Origin of the sequence: Achromobacter ruhlandii, from assembly GCF_002082135.1 — a bacterium.
Taxonomy (GTDB): domain Bacteria; phylum Pseudomonadota; class Gammaproteobacteria; order Burkholderiales; family Burkholderiaceae_B; genus Achromobacter; species Achromobacter ruhlandii.
In genome coordinates this window covers 2,188,768-2,212,716 of the sequence record NZ_CP017433.1, presented here as the reverse complement: position 1 = coordinate 2,212,716, position 23,949 = coordinate 2,188,768, and the positions used below count along the sequence as shown (strand labels likewise).

14 protein-coding genes are annotated in these 23,949 nt (G+C 68.2%); 2 read left to right on the top strand and 12 right to left on the bottom strand.

Annotated elements, in window-relative coordinates; translation table 11 throughout:
- Nucleotides 1–46: 46 nt before the first annotated feature.
- From AruCF_RS10045 to clpS, 7 genes are all read right to left on the bottom strand, one after another.
- Nucleotides 47–739: a PqiC family protein gene (locus AruCF_RS10045; protein ID WP_083036691.1), complete on the bottom strand. Its 693-nt coding sequence runs from the start codon at nt 737–739 to the stop codon at nt 47–49.
- Between the two features lie 4 nt (nt 740–743).
- Nucleotides 744–2,408 carry a PqiB family protein gene (locus tag AruCF_RS10040; RefSeq protein ID WP_049073107.1) on the bottom strand — a complete coding sequence of 555 codons (1,665 nt, stop codon included), beginning with the start codon at nt 2,406–2,408 and terminating at the stop codon, nt 744–746.
- A 56-nt stretch (nt 2,409–2,464) separates the two neighbouring features.
- Complete coding sequence (locus tag AruCF_RS10035; protein WP_049073106.1) at nt 2,465–3,781, bottom strand: paraquat-inducible protein A; 1,317 nt, start codon at nt 3,779–3,781, stop codon at nt 2,465–2,467.
- A 4-nt stretch (nt 3,782–3,785) separates the two neighbouring features.
- Nucleotides 3,786–6,095, bottom strand: coding sequence for an ATP-dependent Clp protease ATP-binding subunit ClpA (clpA, locus tag AruCF_RS10030; RefSeq protein ID WP_049077686.1), 2,310 nt, complete (start codon nt 6,093–6,095; stop codon nt 3,786–3,788).
- A gap of 55 nt (nt 6,096–6,150) precedes the next feature.
- Nucleotides 6,151–8,373, bottom strand: a complete 2,223-nt coding sequence (gene pbpC / locus AruCF_RS10025) for a penicillin-binding protein 1C (RefSeq protein WP_144419115.1) — start codon at nt 8,371–8,373, stop codon at nt 6,151–6,153.
- The gene (locus tag AruCF_RS10020; RefSeq protein ID WP_080977387.1) at nt 8,370–13,598 is read right to left on the bottom strand and encodes an alpha-2-macroglobulin family protein; all 5,229 of its coding nucleotides are present in this window, start codon (nt 13,596–13,598) and stop codon (nt 8,370–8,372) included. The genes pbpC and AruCF_RS10020 overlap by 4 nt, the downstream gene beginning before the upstream one ends.
- Before the next feature lie 149 nt (nt 13,599–13,747).
- Nucleotides 13,748–14,062 carry an ATP-dependent Clp protease adapter ClpS gene (gene clpS / locus AruCF_RS10015; RefSeq protein ID WP_049073105.1) on the bottom strand — a complete coding sequence of 105 codons (315 nt, stop codon included), beginning with the start codon at nt 14,060–14,062 and terminating at the stop codon, nt 13,748–13,750.
- Nucleotides 14,063–14,288: 226 nt separating this feature from the next.
- Between clpS and AruCF_RS10010 the strand changes: the two genes are divergently transcribed.
- Nucleotides 14,289–14,534 (top strand): cold-shock protein, encoded by a 246-nt coding sequence (locus AruCF_RS10010; RefSeq protein WP_006220277.1) that lies wholly within the window; start codon nt 14,289–14,291, stop codon nt 14,532–14,534.
- Nucleotides 14,535–14,635: 101 nt separating this feature from the next.
- On the top strand, nt 14,636–15,148 hold the full coding sequence (locus tag AruCF_RS10005) for a DUF192 domain-containing protein (RefSeq protein ID WP_100504365.1): 513 nt from the start codon (nt 14,636–14,638) through the stop codon (nt 15,146–15,148).
- A 103-nt stretch (nt 15,149–15,251) separates the two neighbouring features.
- Here the strand turns inward: AruCF_RS10005 and pcaF are convergent, their stop codons facing one another.
- The 5 genes from pcaF to AruCF_RS09980 form a co-directional block, all read right to left on the bottom strand.
- Nucleotides 15,252–16,457: a 3-oxoadipyl-CoA thiolase gene (gene pcaF / locus AruCF_RS10000; RefSeq protein WP_049073104.1), complete on the bottom strand. Its 1,206-nt coding sequence runs from the start codon at nt 16,455–16,457 to the stop codon at nt 15,252–15,254.
- A 120-nt stretch (nt 16,458–16,577) separates the two neighbouring features.
- On the bottom strand, nt 16,578–17,999 hold the full coding sequence (locus AruCF_RS09995; protein ID WP_049073103.1) for a chloride channel protein: 1,422 nt from the start codon (nt 17,997–17,999) through the stop codon (nt 16,578–16,580).
- A gap of 93 nt (nt 18,000–18,092) precedes the next feature.
- Nucleotides 18,093–19,820, bottom strand: a complete 1,728-nt coding sequence (locus AruCF_RS09990; protein WP_049073102.1) for a methyl-accepting chemotaxis protein — start codon at nt 19,818–19,820, stop codon at nt 18,093–18,095.
- A 284-nt stretch (nt 19,821–20,104) separates the two neighbouring features.
- Nucleotides 20,105–20,683 (bottom strand): superoxide dismutase [Fe], encoded by a 579-nt coding sequence (gene sodB / locus AruCF_RS09985; RefSeq protein WP_049073101.1) that lies wholly within the window; start codon nt 20,681–20,683, stop codon nt 20,105–20,107.
- Between the two features lie 130 nt (nt 20,684–20,813).
- The coding region (locus AruCF_RS09980) for an ankyrin repeat domain-containing protein (protein WP_254431186.1) at nt 20,814–23,949 on the bottom strand (3,136 nt) is incomplete at its 5' end.

Here is a 23,949-nt window from a genome sequence, read left to right as displayed (position 1 = left end):
AACCGATTGAGATCGCGGCAGGTTTTGGCGCCCTGCCCGTCCCTTTTTATGACTTGTCGGCGTCGGGCAGCGGCGAGCAGCCCAGCATCCGCACCGCGCCGCTGCTGTCGGGCGTCTGCCCGCGGATGGCGGACGCCATGGCGCCCGCCAGCGCCGCCACCGCGCGCTGCTGCGCGGCGACCAGCGCGGGGATGCCGGCCTCCGACACGGTTTCGGTGACAACGCTGCGGCACAGCAGGCCGTTGCCCTTGAGATTGACCGGCCGCACCCGCCAGGTGGCGTCCAGTTGCGCCATGCTGCCGGACACCAGGTCAAACCGCTGCACGTCGGTCTGCACCCGCCAGACCGGCGCGGTGGGCGCGGGCTTGACCACCTGCACGTCCAGCGCGCCCAGGTCGTGCTTGAGCGCGTCGGACAGCGCACCGCGGATCTCGTCCCCCAAGGGCGAACTCCAGCGCTCGGAATACATCGCCGCCACGCTGCCGTCGCCGGTGCGGACCATCAATTGCGGCTGGTCGGCCTGGGCCGCCACATTGACGCCCTGCACTTCCAGCAGGAACGGCGCGGCGGCGCGCGGCACGGCCGGGGGCTGGGGCGCCGGCCCTTGCAGCGTGTAGTAATGCACGGGCGGCGACGAGGCGCAAGCGGCCAGCAGCAGCGGCAGCGCCAACAGCGTCAGGCCGCGCGCAAACGGGCCGGGGCGGGAGGTCGGGAAGGGACGGAAATCGAGTCGGGTCATGGGTTCAGTTCCTGACGGGGCCGGCGCCCGGAATCGGGTCCTGGCCGCGGCCGCGCAACAGCGCTTCGGGGTTGGACTGCAGGAAGTCCGCCAACGCGCGCAGCGAGCGGGCGGCGCGGCTCAGTTCCTGCATGGCCTTCTCGGCATTGACCGGCAACGACGAATCCGACGCCACCAGCGCGTTGAGGCTGGCCATGGACTCGCGCGCCTGCTTGAGCACGCCTTGCGCCTCGGGCGCCACCTGCTTGTCCAGGCGGTTCATCAGCTTGGACGTGCTGGCCAGCGTGGTGCGCAGGTCCTCGCCGATCTTGTCGAACGGAATCTTGTCGATCTTGGCGACGATATTGCTGACCTGCTGCTGCAGCTGATCGAGCTGCCCCGGCACGGTCGGGATCATCGCCGGCGTGGTCATCTTGAATTCCACCGGCTTGACGTTGGGGAACTCGTCCAGCACCACGTACAACTGGCCGGTCAACAGGTTGGCGGTGCGCAACTGGGCGCGCAGGCCATGCTTGATCATGATGCCCAGCAGGCGCCCGCCGGCCTCGTCGCCGTCCTTGATGGCGTGTTCTCGCACTTCGTCGTAGACACGGCCCAGGCGTTCCGGATACAGCGTCGCGTCCACCAGCGCGAAGAAGCGCTTGCTGACGGGATCGAAGTCCATGTTGATCTGCGTGACGTTGCCCAGCGTGATGCCCGAGAAGTCGATCGCCGCGCCCACCGCCAGGCCGCGGATCGACTGGTCGAAGCGCATGCGGATAGGGAAGGCTTCGCCGTCGGGGTTGGCCTTGGCGGCCGCTTCGGTGGCATACAGCTCGAAATGCGAATCGGCCGCCGCCGGGGTGTTGGCGTCACGCGCGCTGTAGACCGGCTCGAACGCCACGCCGCCCACGGCCATCGACACCAGCGACTGGGTCCGCACCTTCAGGCCCTCGGCGTTGACGCTGAAATCGACGCCGCTGGCATTCCAGAAACGGGTGCCGTTGGTCACGAACTTGTCGTTGGGCGCGTCGACGAATACCTCGACGTTGACGGCATTGCCGGTCTTGTCCAGTGCGTAACCGATCACGCGGCCGACGTTGATGCGGCGGAAATACACCGGCGACCCGATATCCAGCGACCCCAGGTCCGTGGCCCTCAGCTTGAAGCGTTTTCCGGCGCGGTCGTGCGTCACGGCGGGCGGGGTTTCCAGGCCGACGAAATGCAGCTTGGTCGCCTTCTTGGACGAGTCCTTGCCCTCGACCGCGTCCACGCCGATGTAGGCGCCGGACAACAGGGTGCCCAGGCCGGACACGCCGCTGACGTCCAGGCGCGGGCGCACCACCCAGAAATTGGTGCCCTCGCGTGCCAGATCCGCCACGTCCTTGGACAGCTCGGCCTGCACCACCACCTTGCTGCGGTCGGCGTTAAAGCCGATCGACCTGACCGTGCCAACGTTCACGTCCTTGTAGCGCAGCTGGGTCTTGCCGACCTCCAGCCCCTCGGCCGTGTTGAACTCGATCGACAAGTCAGGGCCGGCCTGCATCCAGGTGCGCACCACCAGCGACAGGCCCATCAGCGCCGCGACGACCGGCACCAGCCAGATCCATGAAATCCGGCTCTTGCGCTTGCGCGAGATCGTCGGTGACCCGTACTTCTCTTCACCAGATCCAGGTGCTTGGTCGGACATCGATTTTTCCTTTTCTTCTTGAACAACGCCTGGTGGCTGCCGCTGCGGCGCCGGACTCAGCCCGCTTCCACGCCGGCGGACGCCGGGCGCCGGCGCCGCGGCGGTTCCGGTTCGTCCAATTCACTTTCCGTTTCCAGGTCCCAGCTGCGACGCAGGTCGAAGCTCATGGCCGACAGCATGGTCAGGATGACGACCACGCCGAACGCCGCCGCGCCCGCGCCGGCGCTGATTTCCATCAGGCCCTTGAAATCGGCCAGGGCGGCCAGCAGGATCACCACGAACACATCCAGCATCGACCACTGGCCGATGAACTCGACCATCTGGTACAGCCGGGTACGCGGGCGCAGGTTGGTGGTGCTGCGCCACTGTTCGGTCAACAATAACAGGATCAGCGCCAGCAATTTGGTCAGCGGCACCGCCACGCTGGCAATGAAGACGATCAGCGCGATGTCCCAGGACCCCATGTCCCACAGCTCCACCACGCCGCCCAGGATGGTGTGGGCGCTGTCGCCCAGCACCGAATTGACTTTCATCACCGGCAGCACGTTGGCGGGAATATAGAACACCACGGCGGCCAGCAACAGCGCCCAGGTGCGGTTCAGGTGATCGGGCTTGCGGTAATGGACCACCGCGTGGCAACGCACGCAATGGTGATCTTCCTCGGGATCGGCGGCGCGCGACACCGCCTGCACCTGGCCGCAGACATGGCACCCCGTCAACACCTCGTCGGGACCGGCCTCGGGCACGTGCACCGGCACCACGCCGTCGCTTTCGGCATAGCGCCACAGCACGTGCGGCGTCAGGCGGCCGAGCATGGTCAGGAAAATCGTGAGGACGCCAAAGGCGAACAGGCCGATGCCGGGCGATACCGCCGCCATGCCGGCCAGCTTGACCACCGCCACCAGCACGCCCAGCAGGAACACCGGCACCATGCACCACGGGCGCAACAGGCCCAGCAGTCGCATCGCGCCGCGAAAACCCGCGGGCTCGGCGCCGCGCGACAGGGGCCCCAGCACCCACAACAGCACCGCCAGCTGGAACAGCGGCAGCACGAAACCCGCCAGCCCGGTCATGACGGCGACGGTGTAATGCCCCTGGCGCCAGGTGATGCCGATGGCATCCAGCAGCGAAGCCTGCTGCACCATGCCCTGCACCGACATCGAGGCGACCGGATAGGCGTTGGCCACGCCGAAGATGATCAGGGCGGAAATGGCGAGCGCCAGCCAATTGGACAAAGTAAGCCCGCTGTAGCGCCAGAGTATGGTGCCGCAGCGGGCGCAATTGGCGGTCTCGCCAGGTTCGAGCGGATGTCGGCGATAGATGCTTGCGCAGTGTTCGCACTCGATCAGCGGCTGGCTCTCCGCGCTACTCATGGGCCTATTCGACGAGCTCGACTTCCTGCTTGTCGGGCGCGGCCGACGGCGGCTTGCCGTGGTCGTCGAAGTCCAGCGTGACCTTGCCGGCCTCGTCCAGGTCCACCGTGACGGTGCCGCCATCGACCAGCTTGCCGAACAGCAGCTCGTCGGCCAGCGCGCGCCGGATGGTGTCCTGGATCAGGCGCTGCATCGGCCGCGCGCCCATCAGCGGATCGAAGCCTTCCTTGGCCAGGTGCTCGCGCAGGGCCGTGGTGAACACGGCTTCGACGCGGCGCTCGTGCAACTGGTCTTCGAGCTGCATCAGGAACTTGTCGACCACGCGCAGGATGATCTCGCGGTCCAGCGGCGCGAACGGGATGATCGCGTCCAGCCGGTTGCGGAACTCGGGCGTGAACATGCGGCGGATTTCCGCCATTTCGTCGCCCACCACGCGCGAATTGGCAAAACCGATGGACGGACGGTTCAAGGTTTCGGCGCCCGCGTTGGTCGTCATGATGAGGATGACGTTGCGGAAGTCCGCCTTGCGGCCGTTGTTGTCCGTCAGCGTGCCGTGGTCCATGACCTGCAGCAGGATGTTGAAGACGTCCGGGTGGGCCTTTTCGATTTCATCGAGCAGCAGCACGCAGTGCGGCTGCTTGGTGATGGCCTCGGTCAGCAGGCCGCCCTGGTCGAAGCCGACGTATCCCGGCGGCGCGCCGATCAGGCGCGAAACGGCGTGGCGTTCCATGTACTCGGACATGTCGAAGCGCAGCAGCTCCACGCCCAGCGTGAAGGCCAGCTGGCGCGCGACTTCGGTCTTGCCGACGCCGGTGGGGCCGGAGAACAGGAAGGCGCCGATCGGCTTTTCCGGCTTGCCCAGGCCCGAGCGCGCCATCTTGATGGCGGCGGACAAGGCCTCGATGGCGTTGTCCTGGCCGAACACCACGGTCTTGAGGTCGCGGTCCAGCGTGGCGAGCTTGCTGCGGTCGTCGTTGGAGACGGACTGCGGCGGAATGCGCGCGATCTTGGAAACGATGTTCTCGATGTCGACCTTGCCGATCACCTTCTTCTGGCGCGAACGCGGCAGCAGACGCTGGGCGGCGCCGGCCTCGTCGATCACGTCGATGGCCTTGTCCGGCAGGTGACGGTCGTTGATGAAGCGCGCCGACAGTTCCGCGGCGGCCGACAGCGCGGCGGCGGAGTAACGGACGTTGTGGTGTTCCTCGAAGCGGCTCTTCAGGCCGCGCAGGATCTGCACGGTCTGCTCGACGCTGGGTTCGGGCACGTCGATCTTCTGGAAGCGGCGCGACAGCGCGTGGTCTTTCTCGAAGACGCCACGGTATTCCGTATACGTGGTCGCGCCGATGCACTTGAGCTGGCCCGAGGACAGGGCCGGCTTGAGCAGGTTGGACGCGTCCAGCGTGCCGCCCGAGGCCGAACCGGCGCCGATCAGCGTGTGGATTTCGTCGATGAACAGGATCGCGTCGGAATTGCCGCGGATCTGCTTGAGCACGCCCTTCAGGCGCTGCTCGAAATCGCCACGGTATTTGGTGCCCGCCAGCAGCGCGCCCATGTCCAGCGCGAACACTTGCGCGGCCTGCAGGATCTCGGGCACTTCGCCGCGCGTGATGCGCCAGGCCAGGCCCTCGGCGATGGCGGTCTTGCCCACGCCGGCCTCGCCGACCAGCAGCGGGTTGTTCTTGCGGCGGCGGCACAGCACCTGGATCACGCGTTCGACTTCGTGCTCGCGGCCGATCAGCGGATCGATGCGGCCGGCCAACGCCGCGGCGTTCAGGTCGGTCGCATACTGGTCCAGCGGCGACTGGCGCGATTCGCCCTGTTCTTCACCATTGGTTTGCTGCTCTTTCTGCACGGCGGCGGACTCCACCTGTGGCTGTTTGGTAATGCCATGCGACAGGAAATTCACCACGTCCAGCCGCGTGACGCCCTGCTGTTGCAGGTAGTACACGGCGTGCGAATCCTTTTCGCCGAAAATGGCCACGAGCACGTTCGCGCCGGTGACCGGCTTCTTGCCGGTGCCGCCCGCGGACACGTGCATGATCGCGCGCTGGATGACGCGCTGGAAACCCAGCGTGGGCTGGGTGTCCACTTCCGCGCCGCTGGGGATCACCGGCGTGTTTTCCGAAACGAACTGACGCAGGTTGCGGCGCAGGTCATCCAGATTGGCGGCGCAGGCGCGCAACACTTCAACCGCGGAAGCGTTATCGAGCAGCGCGAGCAGCAGGTGCTCGACGGTAATAAATTCGTGCCGGGCCGAACGGGCCTCGACAAAAGCCATATGCAGGCTGACTTCAAGCTCTTGGGAAATCACGCTTCCTCCGTAACGCATCGAAGCGGGCAAATACACGATTCATATTCTATGCCGATCAGGGCGTAACGCCAGCGATTTCAAAAACCACGCTGTCATGACGGCCTTGCGCGTCCATGACGGTAAGCGTATACCGTCCGTCCCGCGTCAGCACCAGATTAAACGGACGACCCGACGCGGCATGACCCACCACGCGACCATCGAGCATCCACCAAACTTCGCCTTCGGCGCCCTGCACATCCACATCCACCGCCACCTGCGCACTGCCAGGCACGGGCCGCAATACCGATCCGGTGGCCACACCCCCCAGGCGCAACGGCCCCTGTCTGGCATCGGCATAACCGGCAAACGACGGCGGCACCGTGTCATTCAGGGCCCAGGCCGCGCGCTGCTCGGGACACTCTCCCGACGGCACGCTGCCCAGGCGGTAGCCCAGCGGCCAGCAGGTCACGACCGGCTGCACCGTGGCGGGCCGCACGCGCACGTGCTGGGCGCCTTCCGGCAGGGCCGCGACGATATCCTGCAGTAGCGGCGCCGCCACATTCGCCCCGAAAAACCCGGGGTTGGGCGTGCCGTCCGGCCGGCCCACCCACACGCCGATCGTCCAGCTGTCGGTCACCCCCACCGCCCAGGCGTCCCGGAACCCGAAACTCGTCCCGGTTTTCCAGGCCAGTTGCCTGGCCGGGCTGCCCGACTGGTAAAAGGGCCGATCCGGGTGGCCGCCGCCCTCCAGGATGTCGCGGACAATCCAGGCCGCGCCAGCACTCATCATACGGGACTCGACCCGGGGCTGCTCCGGCCGCAGGCGCGGACGCCCGGAAATCCCCCCACGGGCCAGGGCTCGATATGCCCCCACCAGTTCTTCCAATGTGGTGCCGCCCCCGCCCAAAATCAAGCTCAGATTCGGCTCGGCGCCGGCGGGCATGCGCAACCAGACCCCGCCCGTCAGCATAACCGAGGCGAAACGGCTGGGTCCGACCCGGTCCAGCAGGTCCACCGCCGGCACGTTGAGCGAGCGCTGCAGCGCCTGCGCCACACTGACCGGCCCCGAGAACGACGCCTGGAAATTGCCCGGGGCGTAGCCGCCGAACGACAGCGGCGCGTCGATCAGCAGGCTTTCCGAGTGGATCAGGCCATCGTCCAGCGCCTGGGCGTACAGGAACGGCTTCAGCGTCGAGCCCGGCGAACGCACGCCCCGCACCATATCCACGTGGGCGTAGCGGGAATCATCGGAGAAATCGGCGGAACCGGCGTAGGCCTTGACCTCCAGCGTATCGTTGTCCATCACCAGCACCGCCATCGAGACCTTGGGCGGCAGGTTGTCGACCCGGTCCAGCAGCATGCGCTCGACCGCCGCCTGCATGTCGGCGTCCAGGGTCGAGGTCAACAGGGGGGGACGGCTGCCGGGGCGGCGCGTCCCCGCCTGCGGCCGGCCCGCCTCCTGCAGCAGCCGCTGCGCGGCCAGCGGCGCCAGCCAGCGGGCTCGCAACGGCGGCGCCACCACCTGCTCGATCTTGGCGTCGGCCACCTCGGCGGGGGTCCAGCGGCCCAGTTCCACCATGCGGTCCAGCACCTTGTCGCGCGCGGCCTGCGCGGCCTCGGGATGGCGGTCCGGCCGCAGGCGCGACGGGGCCTGCGGCAAGGCGGTCAGCATGGCGGACTCGGCCGGACTGAGATCGCGCGCCGGCTTGCCCAGCCACAGGCGCGAGCCCATTTCAACCCCCTCGACGATGCCGCCCATGGGCGCGTGGGTCAGGTACAGCGACAGGATCTCGTCCTTGCTGTAATGCATTTCCAGCTGCACCGCGCGCCAGGCCTGGCGCAGCTTGGCGCTCATCGAGCGCGACGGCTTGCCGGCCAGCTGCGGGTCGATCAGGCGGGCCACCTGCATGGTCAGGGTCGAACCGCCCGAGACAATGCGACGGTTGGTGGCCCATTGCCAGCCGGCGCGCGCCAGCGACACCGGATTGACGCCAGGGTGCCAATAGAACCAGCGGTCCTCGTAGGTCAGCAGCGTATCGAGATAGTGCGGCGAGACCTGGTCGGGCTTGACCGGGTAGCGCCAGATGCCGTCGCGGCTGGGATAGTTGCGCAGCGGCGTGCCGTCCGCGGCGACCACCACGGCCGCGCCGCCGGAATCGATGGGAGGCAGGGGATAGAGGCGGTCGAACACGAATAACAACGCGGCCAGCGCGAGTAGCACGCTGGCCGCGAAGAGTCCGCGCCGCCGCCAGCGGCGGGCGCGCAAGGCGCCCGCCGGCGGGGTGGCGGCGGTGTTCAAGGACGCTGCTTGGCGCTGCGATCGCGGATTTCGACCGTGCTCCATTGCTCGCCTACGCCACGGATCTCGGGCCGGTACATGTCTTCGGCCACCGTCGACGGCACCGAATAACGGCCCGGCGTCACGACCCGCACCAGGTAGAACACGTCCACCTTGCCGCGACCCAGCGAAACCGCCGCAACATACCGGTCATCGCGGAATTCGCGGTGCTTGATGTTGGGGTCGGCCATCGCGTCGGCCACGCGGCGCCCGCCAATGCTCCAGTCCTGCATTTCGGGGCTTTGCGACAGGTTCAGGTTCTCCACCTCGAAACCGGCCGGGACGCGGTCCACCAGCAGGCCATCCGGAATGTTCTGGTTGGCGCTGGCCTGGACCCACACCACCAGCATGTCGCCGGTCTGCAACGAACCGCCGTCCCAGGGCCGGCCGTCCGGACGATACCAGCCGCGCTTGAGCTGGATCACATCGTTGCGCGGCGCGGGCACCGTGGTCGGGCTGCCCTGGATGTCGTACTCGAGGAACAGCGACTGGCTGCCGGTGTTGGTCAGCTGGGTGCCGGCCAGTTCGGCCGCGCTCAGCGACACGGTACGGTCGGACCTGCCGCCTTCCAGTTCCTTGCGCACGCCATTGACGGTCAGCGCGGCCTGCCACGGGGTCGACTTGTCGCCGCCGGCGGCGCGCGCGGCCATCAGCAGGGCCATCTGTTCCTGGGTCGACAGGTACGAACGGTTGCCCATGCGCGCGGCCAGTTGCGTCATCAGATTCTCGACGCGGTCGTGGCGCAGCTCGTACTGGTTGGCCAGCGCATAGGACAACGCATAGTCGCGCACCGCGCTGCCGTAGTCGCCGAGCCAGTCGTCGTAGTAGCTGTTGGCGCGGCGGGTAATGCCGTATTCGCGCGTCATGGCCAGGTCGAGCGCGCTCTTCATGCGCCCTTCATCGCCCATCAGCTTGAACGCGGCGGCCAGCTGGATCAGGGGCAGCGGCGAACGCGCGCGGTCCTGATAGTTGTCGAACAGCTGGCGCACCGTGGACAGCGGCGCCTTCTTGTCGCGCGCCAGCGCCAGGGCGGCCGTGGCCAGGCCGGCAAAGCGGCGGTGGTCCTCGCGCAGCACGTTCAGCCCGCTGCTGTCCAGGCGGCCCGACTCGAAGTCGCGCTTCAGGTTGGCCGACCACGTGCCGAACGAGCCGCTGCTCTGCTGCACCTGCTCCAGCAGCCACTGGCGCGAACGGTCCAGCGAGGCCTCGGGGATCGTGAAGCCCTTGTCGCGCGCATCCTGCAGGAAGCCCACGGCATAGGCCGTCAGCCACACGTCGCGCGCCGACGAGCTGCTCCACAGGTTGTAGGAGCCGACCGCGTTGCGCATGCCGGACAGGCGGCCGATGGCGCCCGCGACCTTGGCTTCACGCTCGGCCTGGGTGCGCGGCTTGAGGCCGAACTGCTTGGCCGCTTCTTCGTCGATCAGCACCCACGGCAGGGTCGCGCTGATGGTCTGCTCGGTGCAACCATAGGGGTAGTTGAGCAGGCCTTCGACCACGCGGTTGACGTTGATCGGCGGACGGTTCGAGATCGTCATGCTGACCGTGGTCGAATCCGGGTAATACGAGGCCACCCACGATGCCTGCGGCGTGTTGGACTCGCCCGGATTCAGGCGCAGGCGGCGCACCTGGCGCTCGGCCGCGTAGGCGGGCTGCACCTGCAGCACCGATTCGCGCACGATATGGATCGGCTTGGGACCGCCCTGCCCGTCCACGGTCAGGCGCATCAGGCCCAGGCCATACGAACCGGTGGTGCCGGCGGTGAAGCGCAGCGTGGTGCGTTGCTTGTCCTTGAGCGTCACCGTGCGGGTGCCGTCGACGATGCCGACCGGATCCAGCGCTTCCAGCTTGACCGTCACCTTCTGGTCGGAACCGCTCAGGTTGGTCACGTCCAGCGCGATGGCGGCCTGGTCGCCCGGGGTGATGAAGCGCGGCGTGTTCAGCTCGGCCACGATCGGCGCCGCCACCACCATTTCGGCGTCGGTGCTGCCGAAGTTGTCGGCGGTGAACGCGACGGCCATCAGGCGCAGCGTGCCATTGAAGTCGGGCAGGTCCAGGGAAATGTCGGCCTCGCCCTTGTCGTTGAGCTTGACCGGACCCGAGAACAGGTCGACCAGCTTGACCTTCTTGGGCAGGCTCTTGCTGTCGCCGCGCATGGCGGCGTCGCCGCCCCACTTCAGCTTGCCCTTGGTGCCGTCCATCTTCTCGATCAGCTTGCCGTACATGTCCAGCAGTTCGGGCGCGTAGCGGTGCTTGCCGAAGAAGAAGTCGAGCGGATCGGGCGTGCGGTACTGGTTGATGTTGAGGATGCCGACGTCGACCGCCGACAGCGTCACCATGGCCTGCTTGCCCTGGGCGCCGTCGACCTTGACGCGGACCGTGGTCTTGGTCTCGGGTTCGGTCTTGGCGGCGGCCGTCAGCTTGACGTCGAGCTTGCGGTCGGCGCTGGCGATCGGCAGGAACGTCAGGCCCAGCGCGCGCGCCGGCGTCACGCGGTCGCCTTCGCTGCCGGGGCGGAACACCGCCGCGGCTACGTACAGGTCATGGCGCTTCCAGCTCTTGTCGATCGGGATTTCCACCTGCGTGCCGGTCGCCTTCACGGCCACCCAGGTCGACCACAGCATGCGGTCGCCTTCGACGGTGATCAGCGCCTGGCCGTCGTGCGGCGGCGTCAGGGTCAGCTTGACGCTGTCGCCCGGCTTGGCCGGCACGCCTTCCAGCTTCATCTGCACACGGTCGGGGCGGTTGCCCATGGCGTCGGCGTCCTGGGCGTCCCAGCCCGCATAGAAGCGGTAGCGCAGGGTTTCGCCGGTCTCGGGATCGGCGATTTCCAGGCGGTAGCGGCCCCACTTGACCGGCACCGTGAACTGGCTGCGGTCCGTCAGCGCGATCGCGCGCGAGTCGAGCAGTTCCTCGGTTTCGGTGTAGCCACTGTTCCAGCCGCGCTGGTCGTCAAAGCGCCAGTAGTACTGGCGTTCCTCGCGGTACAGGCGCATCTGCGCCTGCGCCAGCGGCGCGATCTTGCCCTGCGCGTCCACGCGCAGCACTTCGAACGATGCCGGCGCGCCTTCGCGGGCGACATCATTGTCGAACTGCGGACGCACGGCGATCAGCTTGTCGGCGGGCCAGACGCTGCGCTCGATCGAACGCACCACCGGGCGGCCGCCCGATTCCAGCAGGCTGGCCGAGACCCGCACCTTCATCGGCGAATGGGTGCCTTCGGTGCGCGGTTCGACTTCCAGTTGCGCGGCGCCGGTCGAATCCAGCGCGGCCTCCGGCAATTCCTCGAAATGGCGGCGCGAATCGTCGTCCACGTCGCCGAAGATGAAGCCGGGCCATTGCTGCGGCAGCGCATAGCGGTCGCGCTTGACCTGGAAGCTGGACAGCAGGCGGTTGCCGGCGGCGGGCGCGCCATACAGATAGTCGCCCTGCACGTCCACGGTCAGGGTGTCGTCCGGCGACAACACATCCTGGTCGGAGGTCAGCGCCATCTTCATGCGTTCGGGCAGGAATTCCTCGACCTGGAACTTCCAGGATGCGTCCGGCGCGCGCGAAGCGGGATCGACGCGCAGCTCCAGCATCCAGGCGCCGGTCTGGGCATCGGGCGGCAGATCGATGGCGCGCTCGACGTAGCCCTGCAGGTCCTTGGCGGGCTGCCACAGGTTGGTCGAGACCACGCGGCCGTCGGGGCGCTTGAGCGTGGCGGTCAGCGGCGCAGGCGGCATGACACGGCCGTCGAGGTCGCGCGGCAGCACCGACACGTGGAAGGTTTCGCCGGGGCGGTAGAGGTTGCGGCCGGCGTACACGAACAGGTTGTTGGGGCGGGAGATATGGCCGCCGGTATCGAATTCGGACAGGTCCAGCGCCGGCTCGGCCAGCGCCAGCACGGTCATTTCCTTGTCGCGCGAGGCCCGGATCACGCGGGCGTTGGTGAAGCTGCCATCAAAACGCACGTGGCCCTGGCCGTCAGCCTGGGCCTTGGCCAGCACCTTGCCGGCGCCGTCCACCAGTTCGAACAGCGCGCCGGAGATCGCCTGGCCGCTCTTGAGCGACACCGAATAGGCCTCGATGCGGTCGCTGTAGCGGCGCGCATGCAGGCCGATGTCGCTGACGTAGAAATAGGTGACCTGGTATTCATAGCGGAAACGGCCGGGCTGGCTCATCACCGCGACATAGATGCCGGGCTCCTGCAGTTCCTTGATGCCTTCGACCGGCAGGAAGGTGACGTGGCGACGATTCGGCTTGTCATCCGTCAGGAAACGGCCCTGGTAGACGCTGGTGGTCAGCGTGTTCAGGCGGTCCAGGTCCCAGTTGCTGACCGAACCCTTCAGGCTGCGGTTGCCCGAGTAGCGCCAGCCGTCTTCGTCGTCGTAGCCGCCGGATTCGTCATCGTCCGACGCGGTGGTGTTGCGGCCGATGCCCAGCACCGATTCGAACAGTTCCGGCACGCGCTCGGGCGCGACGCGCAGGAATTGCACGTCGACCTCGGGCATGTTGACGGTCGCCACCGGGAGGCCGCCATTCTGGCCGGCGGGCAGCACCACGCCGCGGCTGGCGAAATAGAACGAAGGCGGCATGGCGTCGGTCACCACGTCGCAGTGCGAGGCGCTGGCCAGGGCGACCTTGTCGCCCGCGCCCGGCAAGCCCGCGCGCACGCTCACGGAATACGAGCGTTGCGGCTGCACGTAGGGGAAATACACCATGCGCGGATTGGAGCCGACCACCCAGTTGCCCTGGACGATCTTGCCCTTGGGCGCGGCGTCGCCCGGCTGGACCGAAGCCGGCTGCTGGCCGTTGGCGCTGCGCTCGGTGTCCTGGTCGGCCTTGCCCGAAGCGGCGCCGGTGTCGGTGACCTGCAGGAATTTGGTCAGGTCGGCCTTGGCTTCGACCGGCTGCGTGAAGGTGACCGCCAGCGCCAGCGTATCGTTGTACTGGCGCGGCTGGCAATTGAGGACCGCGAACGGATCGGCGGTACCGATGGTGGCGGCGGCCGGCAAGGCCTCTGGCTTGGCGCCGCCGCCCGCCACAACGGGCGGCGGCGAGGACGTCGCCGGCGTGGCCGTCTGCGGCGTCGCGGGCGCTGACGGTTGTCCGCCCTTGCCCATCCACCAGCCCACGCCGATGGCGCCGGCCACCACGATCGCGCCGGCTACCGCCAGCCAGGTCTTGCTGTTCTTTCCACTCACGGCAAACCTCCCCGCCTACTCGAATGCGATGCTCCTTTGCGGCGGAGCTACCGACCTGATAGTGCCGCGCGCTTCTCGGTGCGCGGTTCCTGCTTTGCAACGCTGACAGTAGAACGCCGCCTGTCGCGGCGGCGCTTTTTCTTATGAGTTCAAACCGGTTCCATCACGCACTGCAACGGATGTTGTCGCGCCCGCGCGTACTGCGCCACCTGGGCAATCCGGGTGGCGGCGAGATCGCGCGGATAGACGCCGCAGACCCCGCGGCCCTCGTGATGCACCTGCAACATGATGCGCGTGGCCTCTTCGTGGTTCTTGTTGAAGAACTTCTGCAGCACCTTCACGACGAACTCCATCGGGGTGTAGTCGTCATTGAGCAACAGGACCTGGTACATCGGCGGCGGCGCAACGCGGGCCGGCGCCTTTTCGACGACCAAATCATGCTGGGTATCCAAGGTAGAACTCATAGGGCGGCTATTCTATTTAATCAGGGGACGGCTTGCATGTAACTTACGCAAAATTACACGTAGAAATGCGTAGTTTCCATACTTGACTCCGCAAAGAAAAGCGGCGCATTATCCACGCATTCTGGGGTTTTCAACTCATCGAAAACCTGCCAGGAGGCCGGAGGGGGGACAGGGGTCTAGGCCGCGATGCCCTTCTGTCAACATACGATTCAATGAGGCAGTCCGCATGTCTGATACGACCGCAACCGCCGTCCAAGGGGACAATCCCAAATCGACGGGTACCGTCAAATGGTTCAACGATGCAAAGGGTTTCGGCTTCATTACGCCCGATGACGGCGGTGAAGATCTGTTCGCCCACTTCTCGTCCATCCAGATGAATGGTTTTAAAACCCTGAAGGAAGGCCAGAAAGTGGCTTTCGAGATTATCCAGGGGCCCAAAGGCAAACAGGCGCTCAATATCACGGCTGCCTGAGTTACCCTTTACAGCGCAACGGTAAGGTTGCGCCATTATCAGGCGGGGCTTTCGGGCCCCGCCTTGTTATTTTCTTATTACTGCGATTATTGCGTCTGGTTATGCTGAAGAATGCTGCGTTGTTTCAGGTAGGTCGTACGTTGTTCAAGACAGCGTTCATTCAGGCGACAGCGCGCGCAACGGCAACCGCGCTGCTGGGCGCCGCCGCGCTGGCCCTGCCGCTGGCGGCCGGCGCGCAAAGCGGCCCGCAGGCGCCCCTGCCGACCACGCAACTGGCGGCCGGTATCCATATTATCCGCGCAGAAGTCGCCAATACGGAAGCCACCCGCCGCGACGGGCTCATGTTCCGCAAGGAACTGGCCGGCAACGACGGCATGCTGTTCGTCTTCGAACAACCCGACGTGCAGTGTTTCTGGATGCGCAATACGCTGCTGCCGCTGTCGATCGCCTTTATCGCCGACGACGGCACGATCGTCAACATCGAGGACATGGCGCCGCAGACCGACGACGCGCACTGCTCCAAGAAGCCCGTGCGCTACGCGCTGGAAATGGCGCAGGGGTGGTACGAAAGCCACGGCATGAAGGCCGGCCGCAAGATCGACGGCCTGCCCTGAGCCGACACCCGCCTGGCCGTGACGGCATGAGAAAGGGAGCCCGCGGGCTCCCTTTTGCGTGGCCGTCCGGCTTGGCGATGCGCGGCCCGGGCCGCGCATGAGATCAGACGCGCTCGATGATCAGGGCGATGCCCTGGCCCACGCCGATGCACATGGTGCACAGCGCGTAGCGGCCGCCGGTGCGGTGCAACTGGTTGATCGCGGTGGTGGCCAGGCGGGCGCCGCTGGCGCCCAGCGGGTGGCCCAGGGCGATGGCGCCGCCGTTGGGATTGACGCGCGGATCGTTGTCGGCGATGCCCAACTGGCGCAGCACGGCCAGGCCCTGGGCGGCGAACGCCTCGTTCAGTTCGATCACGTCCATCTGGTCCAGCGTCAGGCCGGTCTGGGCCAGCACCTTGCGGGTGGCCGGCGCCGGGCCGATACCCATGATGCGCGGCGCGACACCGGCGGTGGCCATGCCGACCACGCGGGCGCGCGGGGTCAGGCCGTGGCGGGCGGCGCCCTTTTCGTCAGCCAGCAACAGCGCGGCGGCGCCGTCGTTCACGCCCGAGGCGTTGCCGGCCGTGACCGTGCCGCCTTCGCGCACCACGCCCTTGAGCTTGGCCAGGGCCTCGATGCTGGTTTCACGCGGATGCTCGTCCTTGGCCACGATGATCGGGTCGCCCTTCTTCTGCGCGATCGAGACCGGCACGATCTCGGCGTCGAAGAAGCCTTCCTGTTGGGCGCGTGCCGTCTTCTGCTGGCTCGCCAGCGCGAACAGGTCCTGGTCTTCGCGGTTGATCTTGAAATCGTCGGCGACGTTCTCGGCGGTTTCGGGCATCGAGTCGACGCCGTACTGGGCCTTCATCAGCTTGTTGATGAAGCGCCAGCCGATGGTGGTGTCGTAGATGGCGGCGCTGCGCGAGAAGGCGCTGTCGGCCTTGCCCATGACGAACGGCGCGCGGCTCATGCTTTCGACGCCGCCAGCCAGCATCAGGCCGGCTTCGCCGGCGCGGATGGCGCGCGCGGCGCTGCCGATGGCGTCCAGGCCCGAGCCGCACAGGCGGTTGACGGTGGCGCCGGGCACTTCGACCGGCAGGCCCGCCAGCAGCGTGGCCATGCGCGCGACGTTGCGGTTGTCTTCGCCGGCCTGGTTGGCGCAACCCATGATGGCGTCGTCCAGTTCCTCCCAGCGCACGCCGGGGTTGCGCGCCACCAGCGCCTTGATGGCGACGGCCGCGAGGTCGTCGGGGCGCACGGAAGCCAGCGCGCCGCCATAGCGGCCGAAGGGGGTGCGGATCGCGTCACAGATAAAGGCATGCACGGTCATGGGATGCTCGGATTGAAGTGGTGAAATGGAATGCGGTCGATCTTAACGCAGCGGTTTTCGCGCCAAGTTGGTGCATTCCCGGGATGTCCGCTGCACGGACGGTGTCCAACAGCTGTTCACTCACCGTACGGCGGACGCGCCCGTTGACGCCCCGGACCGCGCCGCGCGCCCGGCCTCGACAATGGCCTGGCGCCGGAAGCGGCCGGCGGCCAGATGGTAGAACGGCTGCGGGCAGAACTGGCGCGACACGCCCGAAGCCAGCAGCGATCCGACCAGCAACCAGAACAGCATGGGCTGGCTGCCGGTCATTTCCATCACCACCACGCTGGCCGTGAGCGGCGCCTGGGTGGCCGCCGCCAGGAACGCGGCCATCGACACCAGCACCAGCACCCGCTGATCCACGCCCTCGCCCGCCAATGCCCAGATGTGATGGCCGATGCCGGCGCCGGTGGTGAGCGCGGGCGTGAAGATGCCGCCGGGGATGCCGGCCCAGTACGAGGCCACGGTGGCGGCCAGCTTGGCCAGGCCGAAGCCGGCCGGCAGCGCGTGCTGGGTTTCGCCCGACAGCAGGTCGGCCGCCGCGCCGTAGCCGGTGCCGTAGACGCTGCCGGCGGTGGCCAGGCCGATCAGCGCCAGCGCCACGCCCATGGCGAAGGCGGTCCAGATGGGGTGCGCCCGGATCCAGGCGCGCCACGAGGCCGGCGCCATCGCCGCCGGCCCCTTGCCCAGCAGGCGCGCGAAGATGCCGCCCAGCGCGCCGTTGAGCGCCGCGCAGATCAGCACCCACCACAACATGCCGTGGGCCAGCGGCGCGCCGGCGAAGGTGCCGAAGTATGGGTTGTTGCCCTGCACCGCGACCACCAGGAAGCCCGCCGCCAGCACGCCGATCAGCACCAGCCGCTGCCAGCGCAGCACGGTGCCGCGGCCGAGTTCCTCGATGGCGAAGATGACGCCGGCCAGCGGCGCGTTGAAGGCCGCGGCCAGGCCGCCCGCCGCGCCCGCGGCAAGCAGCTCGTTGGCATGGAAGCCGCGCAGTTGGAGGCCGCGGCGCTTCCAGAAATCGCCCCAGGCCAGCATGACGGCGGCGCCGACCTGCACCGACGGCCCTTCGCGTCCGATCGAGGCGCCGGCCAGCATGCCGAAGAAGGCCAGCGGGATCTTCCACAGCACTTGCGCCAGCGACACCAGGCTGCGCTGGCTGGGGCCCGGCGGCAGCGACAGGGCGCCGATGACCTGTGGAATGCCGCTACCCGCGGCGTTGGGCGCGAACCGCAGGGTGGCCCAGCGCAAGGCGGCCAGCGCGCAGGGCAGCACCAGCAGCGCCAGCCAGCCGGCGCGGCCGACCCATTCGCGGTTCCATTCCAGCGCCAGGTCCGCCAGATAGGCGAATCCCAGCGACACCAATGCCACCAGCGCCGCGCCGCCCAGCAGCAAGGCCATCGGCAGGCTCTTGCGCGACAGGCGATTGGTTTGGCGCAGCTTGCGGCGCAGCAGGTGGCGCGAGCGGGTGGCGACACCGCGCAATGGAGTAAGCAAGGGCATGAGCGAGGCCGCGCGACGAGGCGCGGGGGGAACCAGACGTGGCTACACCTTACCATCGCCGCCTGACGGCCAGCCCACAACGGGCCGCTTGCTTCAGAATGACGACCAGTCGTCCTCGTCAGCCGCGTGATTGAGAACCGGGCGGGCCACGGCGGGTTCCTGGCGCGGCGCCGCGATCGGCGGATGCGGCGTGGCGCGTCCGGCCTGGATCAGGCGCGCCTGCGGGCCGGCGCCCAGCGACACCGCGCCGGCATCGAGCTTGAAGCGGCGCACCTGCTGCGACAGGCGGCTGGCCTGGTCCTGCATGCTGCCCGCCGCGGCGGCGGCCTGTTCCACCAGCGCGGCGTTCTGCTGGGTCACCGTGTCCATCTGCGCCACGGCCTGGTTGACCTGGCCGATGCCGGTGGACTGCTCAGCCGAGGCGCTGGCGATTTCATGCACTAGGACCGCGGCCTGGCGCACGCTGTCGACCACCTCGCGCATGGTGCTGCCGGCTTCGTCCGCCTGGCGCGTGCCGCCTTCGACGCGATGGACGGATTCGTCGATCAGCGCCTTGATTTCCTTGGCCGCGACCGCCGAGCGTTGCGCCAGGGTGCGGACCTCGCCCGCCACCACGGCGAAGCCACGGCCCTGTTCGCCGGCGCGCGCGGCCTCGACCGCCGCGTTCAGCGCCAGGATGTTGGTCTGGAACGCAATGCCGTCGATCACGCTGGTGATATCGGCGATGCGACGCGAGCTTTCGGAGATCGCGCTCATGGTCTGCACCACGACATTGACGACCTCGCCGCCGCGGGCCGCCACGGCCGAGGCCTGGGTGACGAGCTTTTCGGCTTCGCCGGCATTGCTGGCGTTCTGCTGCACCGTGCTGGTGAGCTGCTCCATCGACGCCGCGGTCTGTTCCAGCGACGCGGCCTGCTCTTCGGTGCGCTGCGACAGGTCGGCGTTGCCCTGCGCGATCTGCGACGAGGCCGAGGCGATGCTTTCGCAGCCATCGCGCACGTCGCGCACGATGCGCGACAGGTTCTCGTTCATGGCCTTGAGCGCGGCCATCAGGTCGCCGGTTTCGTCGCGCGAGGTGACCTGGATGTTGCCGCTGAGGTCGCCGTTGGCGACGCGGCGCGCAGCCTCCACCGCTTGCCCGAGGGGCCGCACGATGCCGCGCGTCACCCACCAGCCCAGCAGCAGGCCGATGACCACGCCGGCCACCGACAGCAGGATCACCAGCAGGCGAGTGCTGCGGTAAAGCTCGGTGACTTCCCGCACCGCCTCGTCGGCGGCCTGCTCCTTGACCTGCGCCAGTTCGGACATCAGGTGTTCGGCTTTGTCCGAGGTATCGGCGGCGCGCTTGTTGATGCCGGCGATGGCGGGATCGAGCTGCGCCAGCGGCTGGCGCGCCGCTTCGTCGAAGAAGGCGGCGGCCTCCCGTTTCCAGGCCGTTTCGGCCTCGCCGAAGGCCGCCAGCAGGCGCTGGCCATTATCACGCGTGAAGTTCTGCGCGGCCTGGGCCCGCAGGCGTTCGAGGTTCTGGACATCCCGGTCGAATTCGCGCCGCAGCGCCGCGCGCTCTTCGTCGGTAGCGGCCAGCAGGAAGCTCTTGCGCGCCCTGCCCGCGGCGATCAGGCTGATGTTGGCTTCCTTGATGTCGGACAGCCCGCGAAACTCGATCTGGGCGATCTGGTCGTTCATGTCGTTGATGCGGGCCAGTCCCCACACCCCGAACGCGCCGATGGTGCCACCCAGCAGCGCCACCAACAGGAACGCGCCCGACAGGCGCACGCCAATGCGCGCACCGATATGCAACCTCGAAAAAAACCGCAACATGCTTCCCTTCCCGTCAGACACCACGGTACCGGGCGGCCATGCCGCGGTCGTTGGCCCCGTGGCTCAGCCGCAGACTGCGTCAACAATAGCGGCAGCCCTGCCCCGGGTTAGCCCGGAGGAAGGGGAGAATCATTCTCATTTTCGACAAAATGGATTCGACAATATACAAAATTTGACCATGCAATACAGCATTGCATGACGCTCGACCGCACCGCGCAAAACAAAAGGCCCCTCGCGACGCGAGGGGCCTCTGGCTTGCGTTGCGCGCCGGGCGCGCCGCGGAATCAGGCGAAATTCTTGGCCGCGAAGTCCCAGTTCACCAGGGCCCAGAAGTTTTCCAGGTACTTGGGACGGGCATTGCGGTAGTCGATGTAGTACGCGTGTTCCCAGACATCACAGGTCAGCAGCGGCTTGTCGGCCGTGGTCAGCGGGGTCGCGGCGTTGCTGGTGTTGACGATGTCGACGGAACCGTCGGCCTTCTTGACCAGCCAGGTCCAGCCCGAACCGAAGTTGCCGGCGGCCGACTTGTTGAAGGCTTCCTTGAAGGCGTCGAAGCTACCCCACTTGGCGTTGATGGCGTCGGCCAGCTTGCCGCTCGGCGCGCCGCCGGCCTTGGGAGCCAGGCTGTTCCAGTAGAAGGTGTGGTTCCAGATCTGCGCGGCGTTGTTGAAGATGCCACCCGAGGACTTCTTGACGATGTCTTCCAGCGACAGGTTCTCGAACTCGGTGCCGGGGATCAGGTTGTTCAGGTTCGTGACGTAGGTCTGGTGGTGCTTGCCGTAGTGGTACTCCAGCGTCTCTTTCGAGATGTGCGGAGCCAGCGCGTCCAGTTCGTAAGGCAGGGGGGGAAGAGTATGTGCCATGTGTCGGTTCCTTCTGTTGAGTGCACGATCAAGCCGTTCAATTGTATCGGCAACTCTGCGAGGATACCGCGTTAACCCCGCGGCGGCGCGGGGTTAACGGGCATGTGTTTATGCCCTGCGCGCGTAAACGCTACTCTTTCTCATAGCGCAGCTCGCGCCCGCCCTGCGTGGCCACCAGCGCGCCGTCCGCTTGCAATGCCAATGTCATATGCAACGGTGTGCGACCGGCGGATTCCGGCAGCTCCAGATCAATGCGCAGGGCGCGCGCCGTAATATCGGACTTGCTCACATCCACGCTGTGCCAGCGCGCGCCGGAAGGCAGCGGCACGAACACGGCCAGCGCCTTGAGCTCACCCGGCGCGATCGGCGCGCTGACGCCATCCGCCCCTTCCGATTGCTTCGGCGTGCCGGCGTAATCGGCGCTGGCCGACGACATGGCCACGTCGACCTTCACCGGCCGGCCCTGGTAATACACACGCACCGTCAGCAGGTCGCCCTCGGCCGCGCGCGTATCCGCGCCGACCTTGCCGATGGCCGAGAACGGCTGGATCGGCGGCGTGTCCAGGATCACCTGCTTGCCATCGCTGCGCCATGCGCCGCTGGCCTGGATGTCCGTGGCGCCGTAGCTCATCAGATAATCGAAGCGGCCATCGGCCGACAGCAGCAGCTCGCTGCCCACTTCGCGCACGCCGCGCAGGTAGTAATGGCCGGCGAGGCGCGTGGCCGCCTTGGCGGCCGTCTTGCCGGCGGCCGGCGCGCGCGGGCAGGCCTGCTTGAGCGTGACACCGGCCGCCTGCAATGCGGCCGCGAAATCCGGCGACGCCTGGCAGGCCAGCGTCTGGCCGAAGGACTGGCCCGACGGCGCGGCCGCGCCGTCAAAGCGCGCCTGGTGCCGCGCCAGCAGCGCCAGCATGTCGGGCTGGCCGCTGGCCAGCGCCACCCAGGCGGGGCTGCGGCCCTGGGCATCGGCCGCGTCCGGCTTGGCGCCGGCGGCCAGCATGGCATCGGCCAGGTCGGCGCGGCCAAGCTCGATGGCCGTGCCCAGCGGCGTGGCGCCGCTTTCGCCCTGCGGCGCGTCCAGGTCGGCGCCCATGTCCTTCACCCGCCGCAGCACATCGACCACGGTGTCGCGACGCGCGACCGCCAGTTGCCGGTCGCGCAGCAATGCCGACAGCAGGCGCCGCGGCAAGGCCTCTTCCTGGCGCGCGCAATCGGCGTGCGCGCCGCGATAGCCGGCCGCCTGCAATTGCGCGAAATAACCCGGCTTGTCGAGCAGGACGTACTCGCCGCCCGGCGGCAGGCAGGCGGCCTCAGGCGTTTGCCCGCTGCCCTGCGCCACGCGGGCGACCCGCGCCATGTCGCCCGAGGCCAGCGCCGCGTTCAACAATGCATAGGGGGCCGGCGCGCGCGGCAGGCGCGGGTCGTCCAGCCTGGCGCCGGCGCGCAACAGGCGCTCCAGCATGGCATCATCGCCGGCGCCGATGGCCCAATACAAGGTACTGCGGCCGTCCGGCGCCAGGCCGAGCGGGTCGGCGCCCCTGGCCAGCAAAGCGTCGACCATCGCGGCCTGCTCCGAGGTCACCGCCACCAGCAGCGGCGGCACGCCCTTGCGGTCGAACGCGTCGTCCGACGCGGCGGCGGGCGCCGGATTGACCGGCACGCCCGCGTCGATCAGATACGTAGCCATCGCCGTGTCGCGGTTGTCCAGCGCCTGGCGGATGGCATCGGCATCGAGGGTCTTCAAGTCCAGGCCGGCATCGGCCAATTGCCGCAGCATGGCCGCGCCCTGCTTGCCGGGCTGGCGCAGGGCCAGCGCCAGCGGCGAATGCGCGGGATCGGCCAGCAGCGCCTGCAGGGCCGTGGGCGCAGTGGCGGCGAGCAACTCGCGCAGCAGCGCCGCGTCATCCGCCTCCACCGCGCGCTCGATCGCCGACTTGCGGTCGTACCCCTGGCGCACCGCGGCCGGGTTGGCGCCCCCGGCGATCAACGCGCGCGCGGCGTCGGCCTGGCGCGCCCGTACCGCGTCCGCCAGCGGCGTGTCGCCATATTGGTCGTTGGCATCGCCGTCCACGGGCGCGCCCAACGCCAGCAGGCGCCGCAGCGTTGCCGTGTCGCCCTTGGCGGCGGCCAGGTTCAGGATGGGCCGTTCCTCGGCCTCCATCCGGACGAACACCGCGGGATCGGTGCCGGTGCGCGGGCCGCGCTGGTTGAACGGCATGCCGGCCCGCAGCAGCGGCGCGGCGATGTCACCGTGTCCGGCCACCACCGCGGCCTGGGCCGCGTCCAGCCACAGATCGAGGTCGCCGGCGGCGCCGTAGGCCTTGTCCGGCGTGGTGCGCGGTCCCAGTTCGGCCAGCGCCGACGCCGCGCCGGCGTTGCCGGTGTAGGCGGCCAGCGCCAGCGGACTGGCGCCGTCGTCGTAGGCGGGCCGGGTGCCGGTGGCGGCCAGGGCGCGCACGACCTCGGCCCCTTCGGTCAGCTCGACCAGCGGCCCCCAGGCAAGATAGTCCGCGGCCTTGCGCGGCTGGCCCTGGGCGTCCTTGAAGGCCTGGCGCGTGGCATCGTCGGCATGCTCGTCGATATAGGCGAAGGGCCGCGCGGCGCCGGCCTTGAGCAGCGCCAGCACCATGCGGGTGGTTTCCTGGCGGTCGGGCAGCCGGGGCAGATAGGTCATGCGCACCGCGAATTCGAAATCGCGGTTGAGCAGGAATTCCAACGGGGTCTTGTTCTCGTCGCCGCGCTGGTCGGGCCGTGCGCCCGCGGCCAGCAGCATATCCATCATCTCGGGCGAGCCATACAGCAGCGCCAGCTGCAACGAGGGGCGGCGCGACTCGTAGGTGATGTCATCGAGCGCCGGCTTGGTGGCCAGCAGGGACGCCAGCATGCGGGTGCGCGCCGGCAACGCGGCGCGATACGCCTGGCGCAAGCGCGCGGCCTCGTCCGCCGGCATGTCCCAATACACGTGCTTGCCGCGTTGCCCGGCCGGCATCAGCAGCGCATGCAGCAGCGGCACGCCTTCAAGCGCGTAGTCACCCGGCCGCGACACTTTGGCCAGGGCCGCGCTGAACGCGGCTTCGTCGCCGGCCTCCACCGCGCTGAACAGCGCGCGGGTGTCGGGCGTGTCGGCCGCCAGGTAATCGCGATAGGGCGAGGCGCAATCGCAATCGGCATTGGCGCCGGGCTTGGCGGCGGGCGGCGCCGGCGGCTCGGCCGGCGTATCGGCCGGCGCCGCCTGCGCGGCGGCGGGCGCCTCGGCCCGGCTCTTG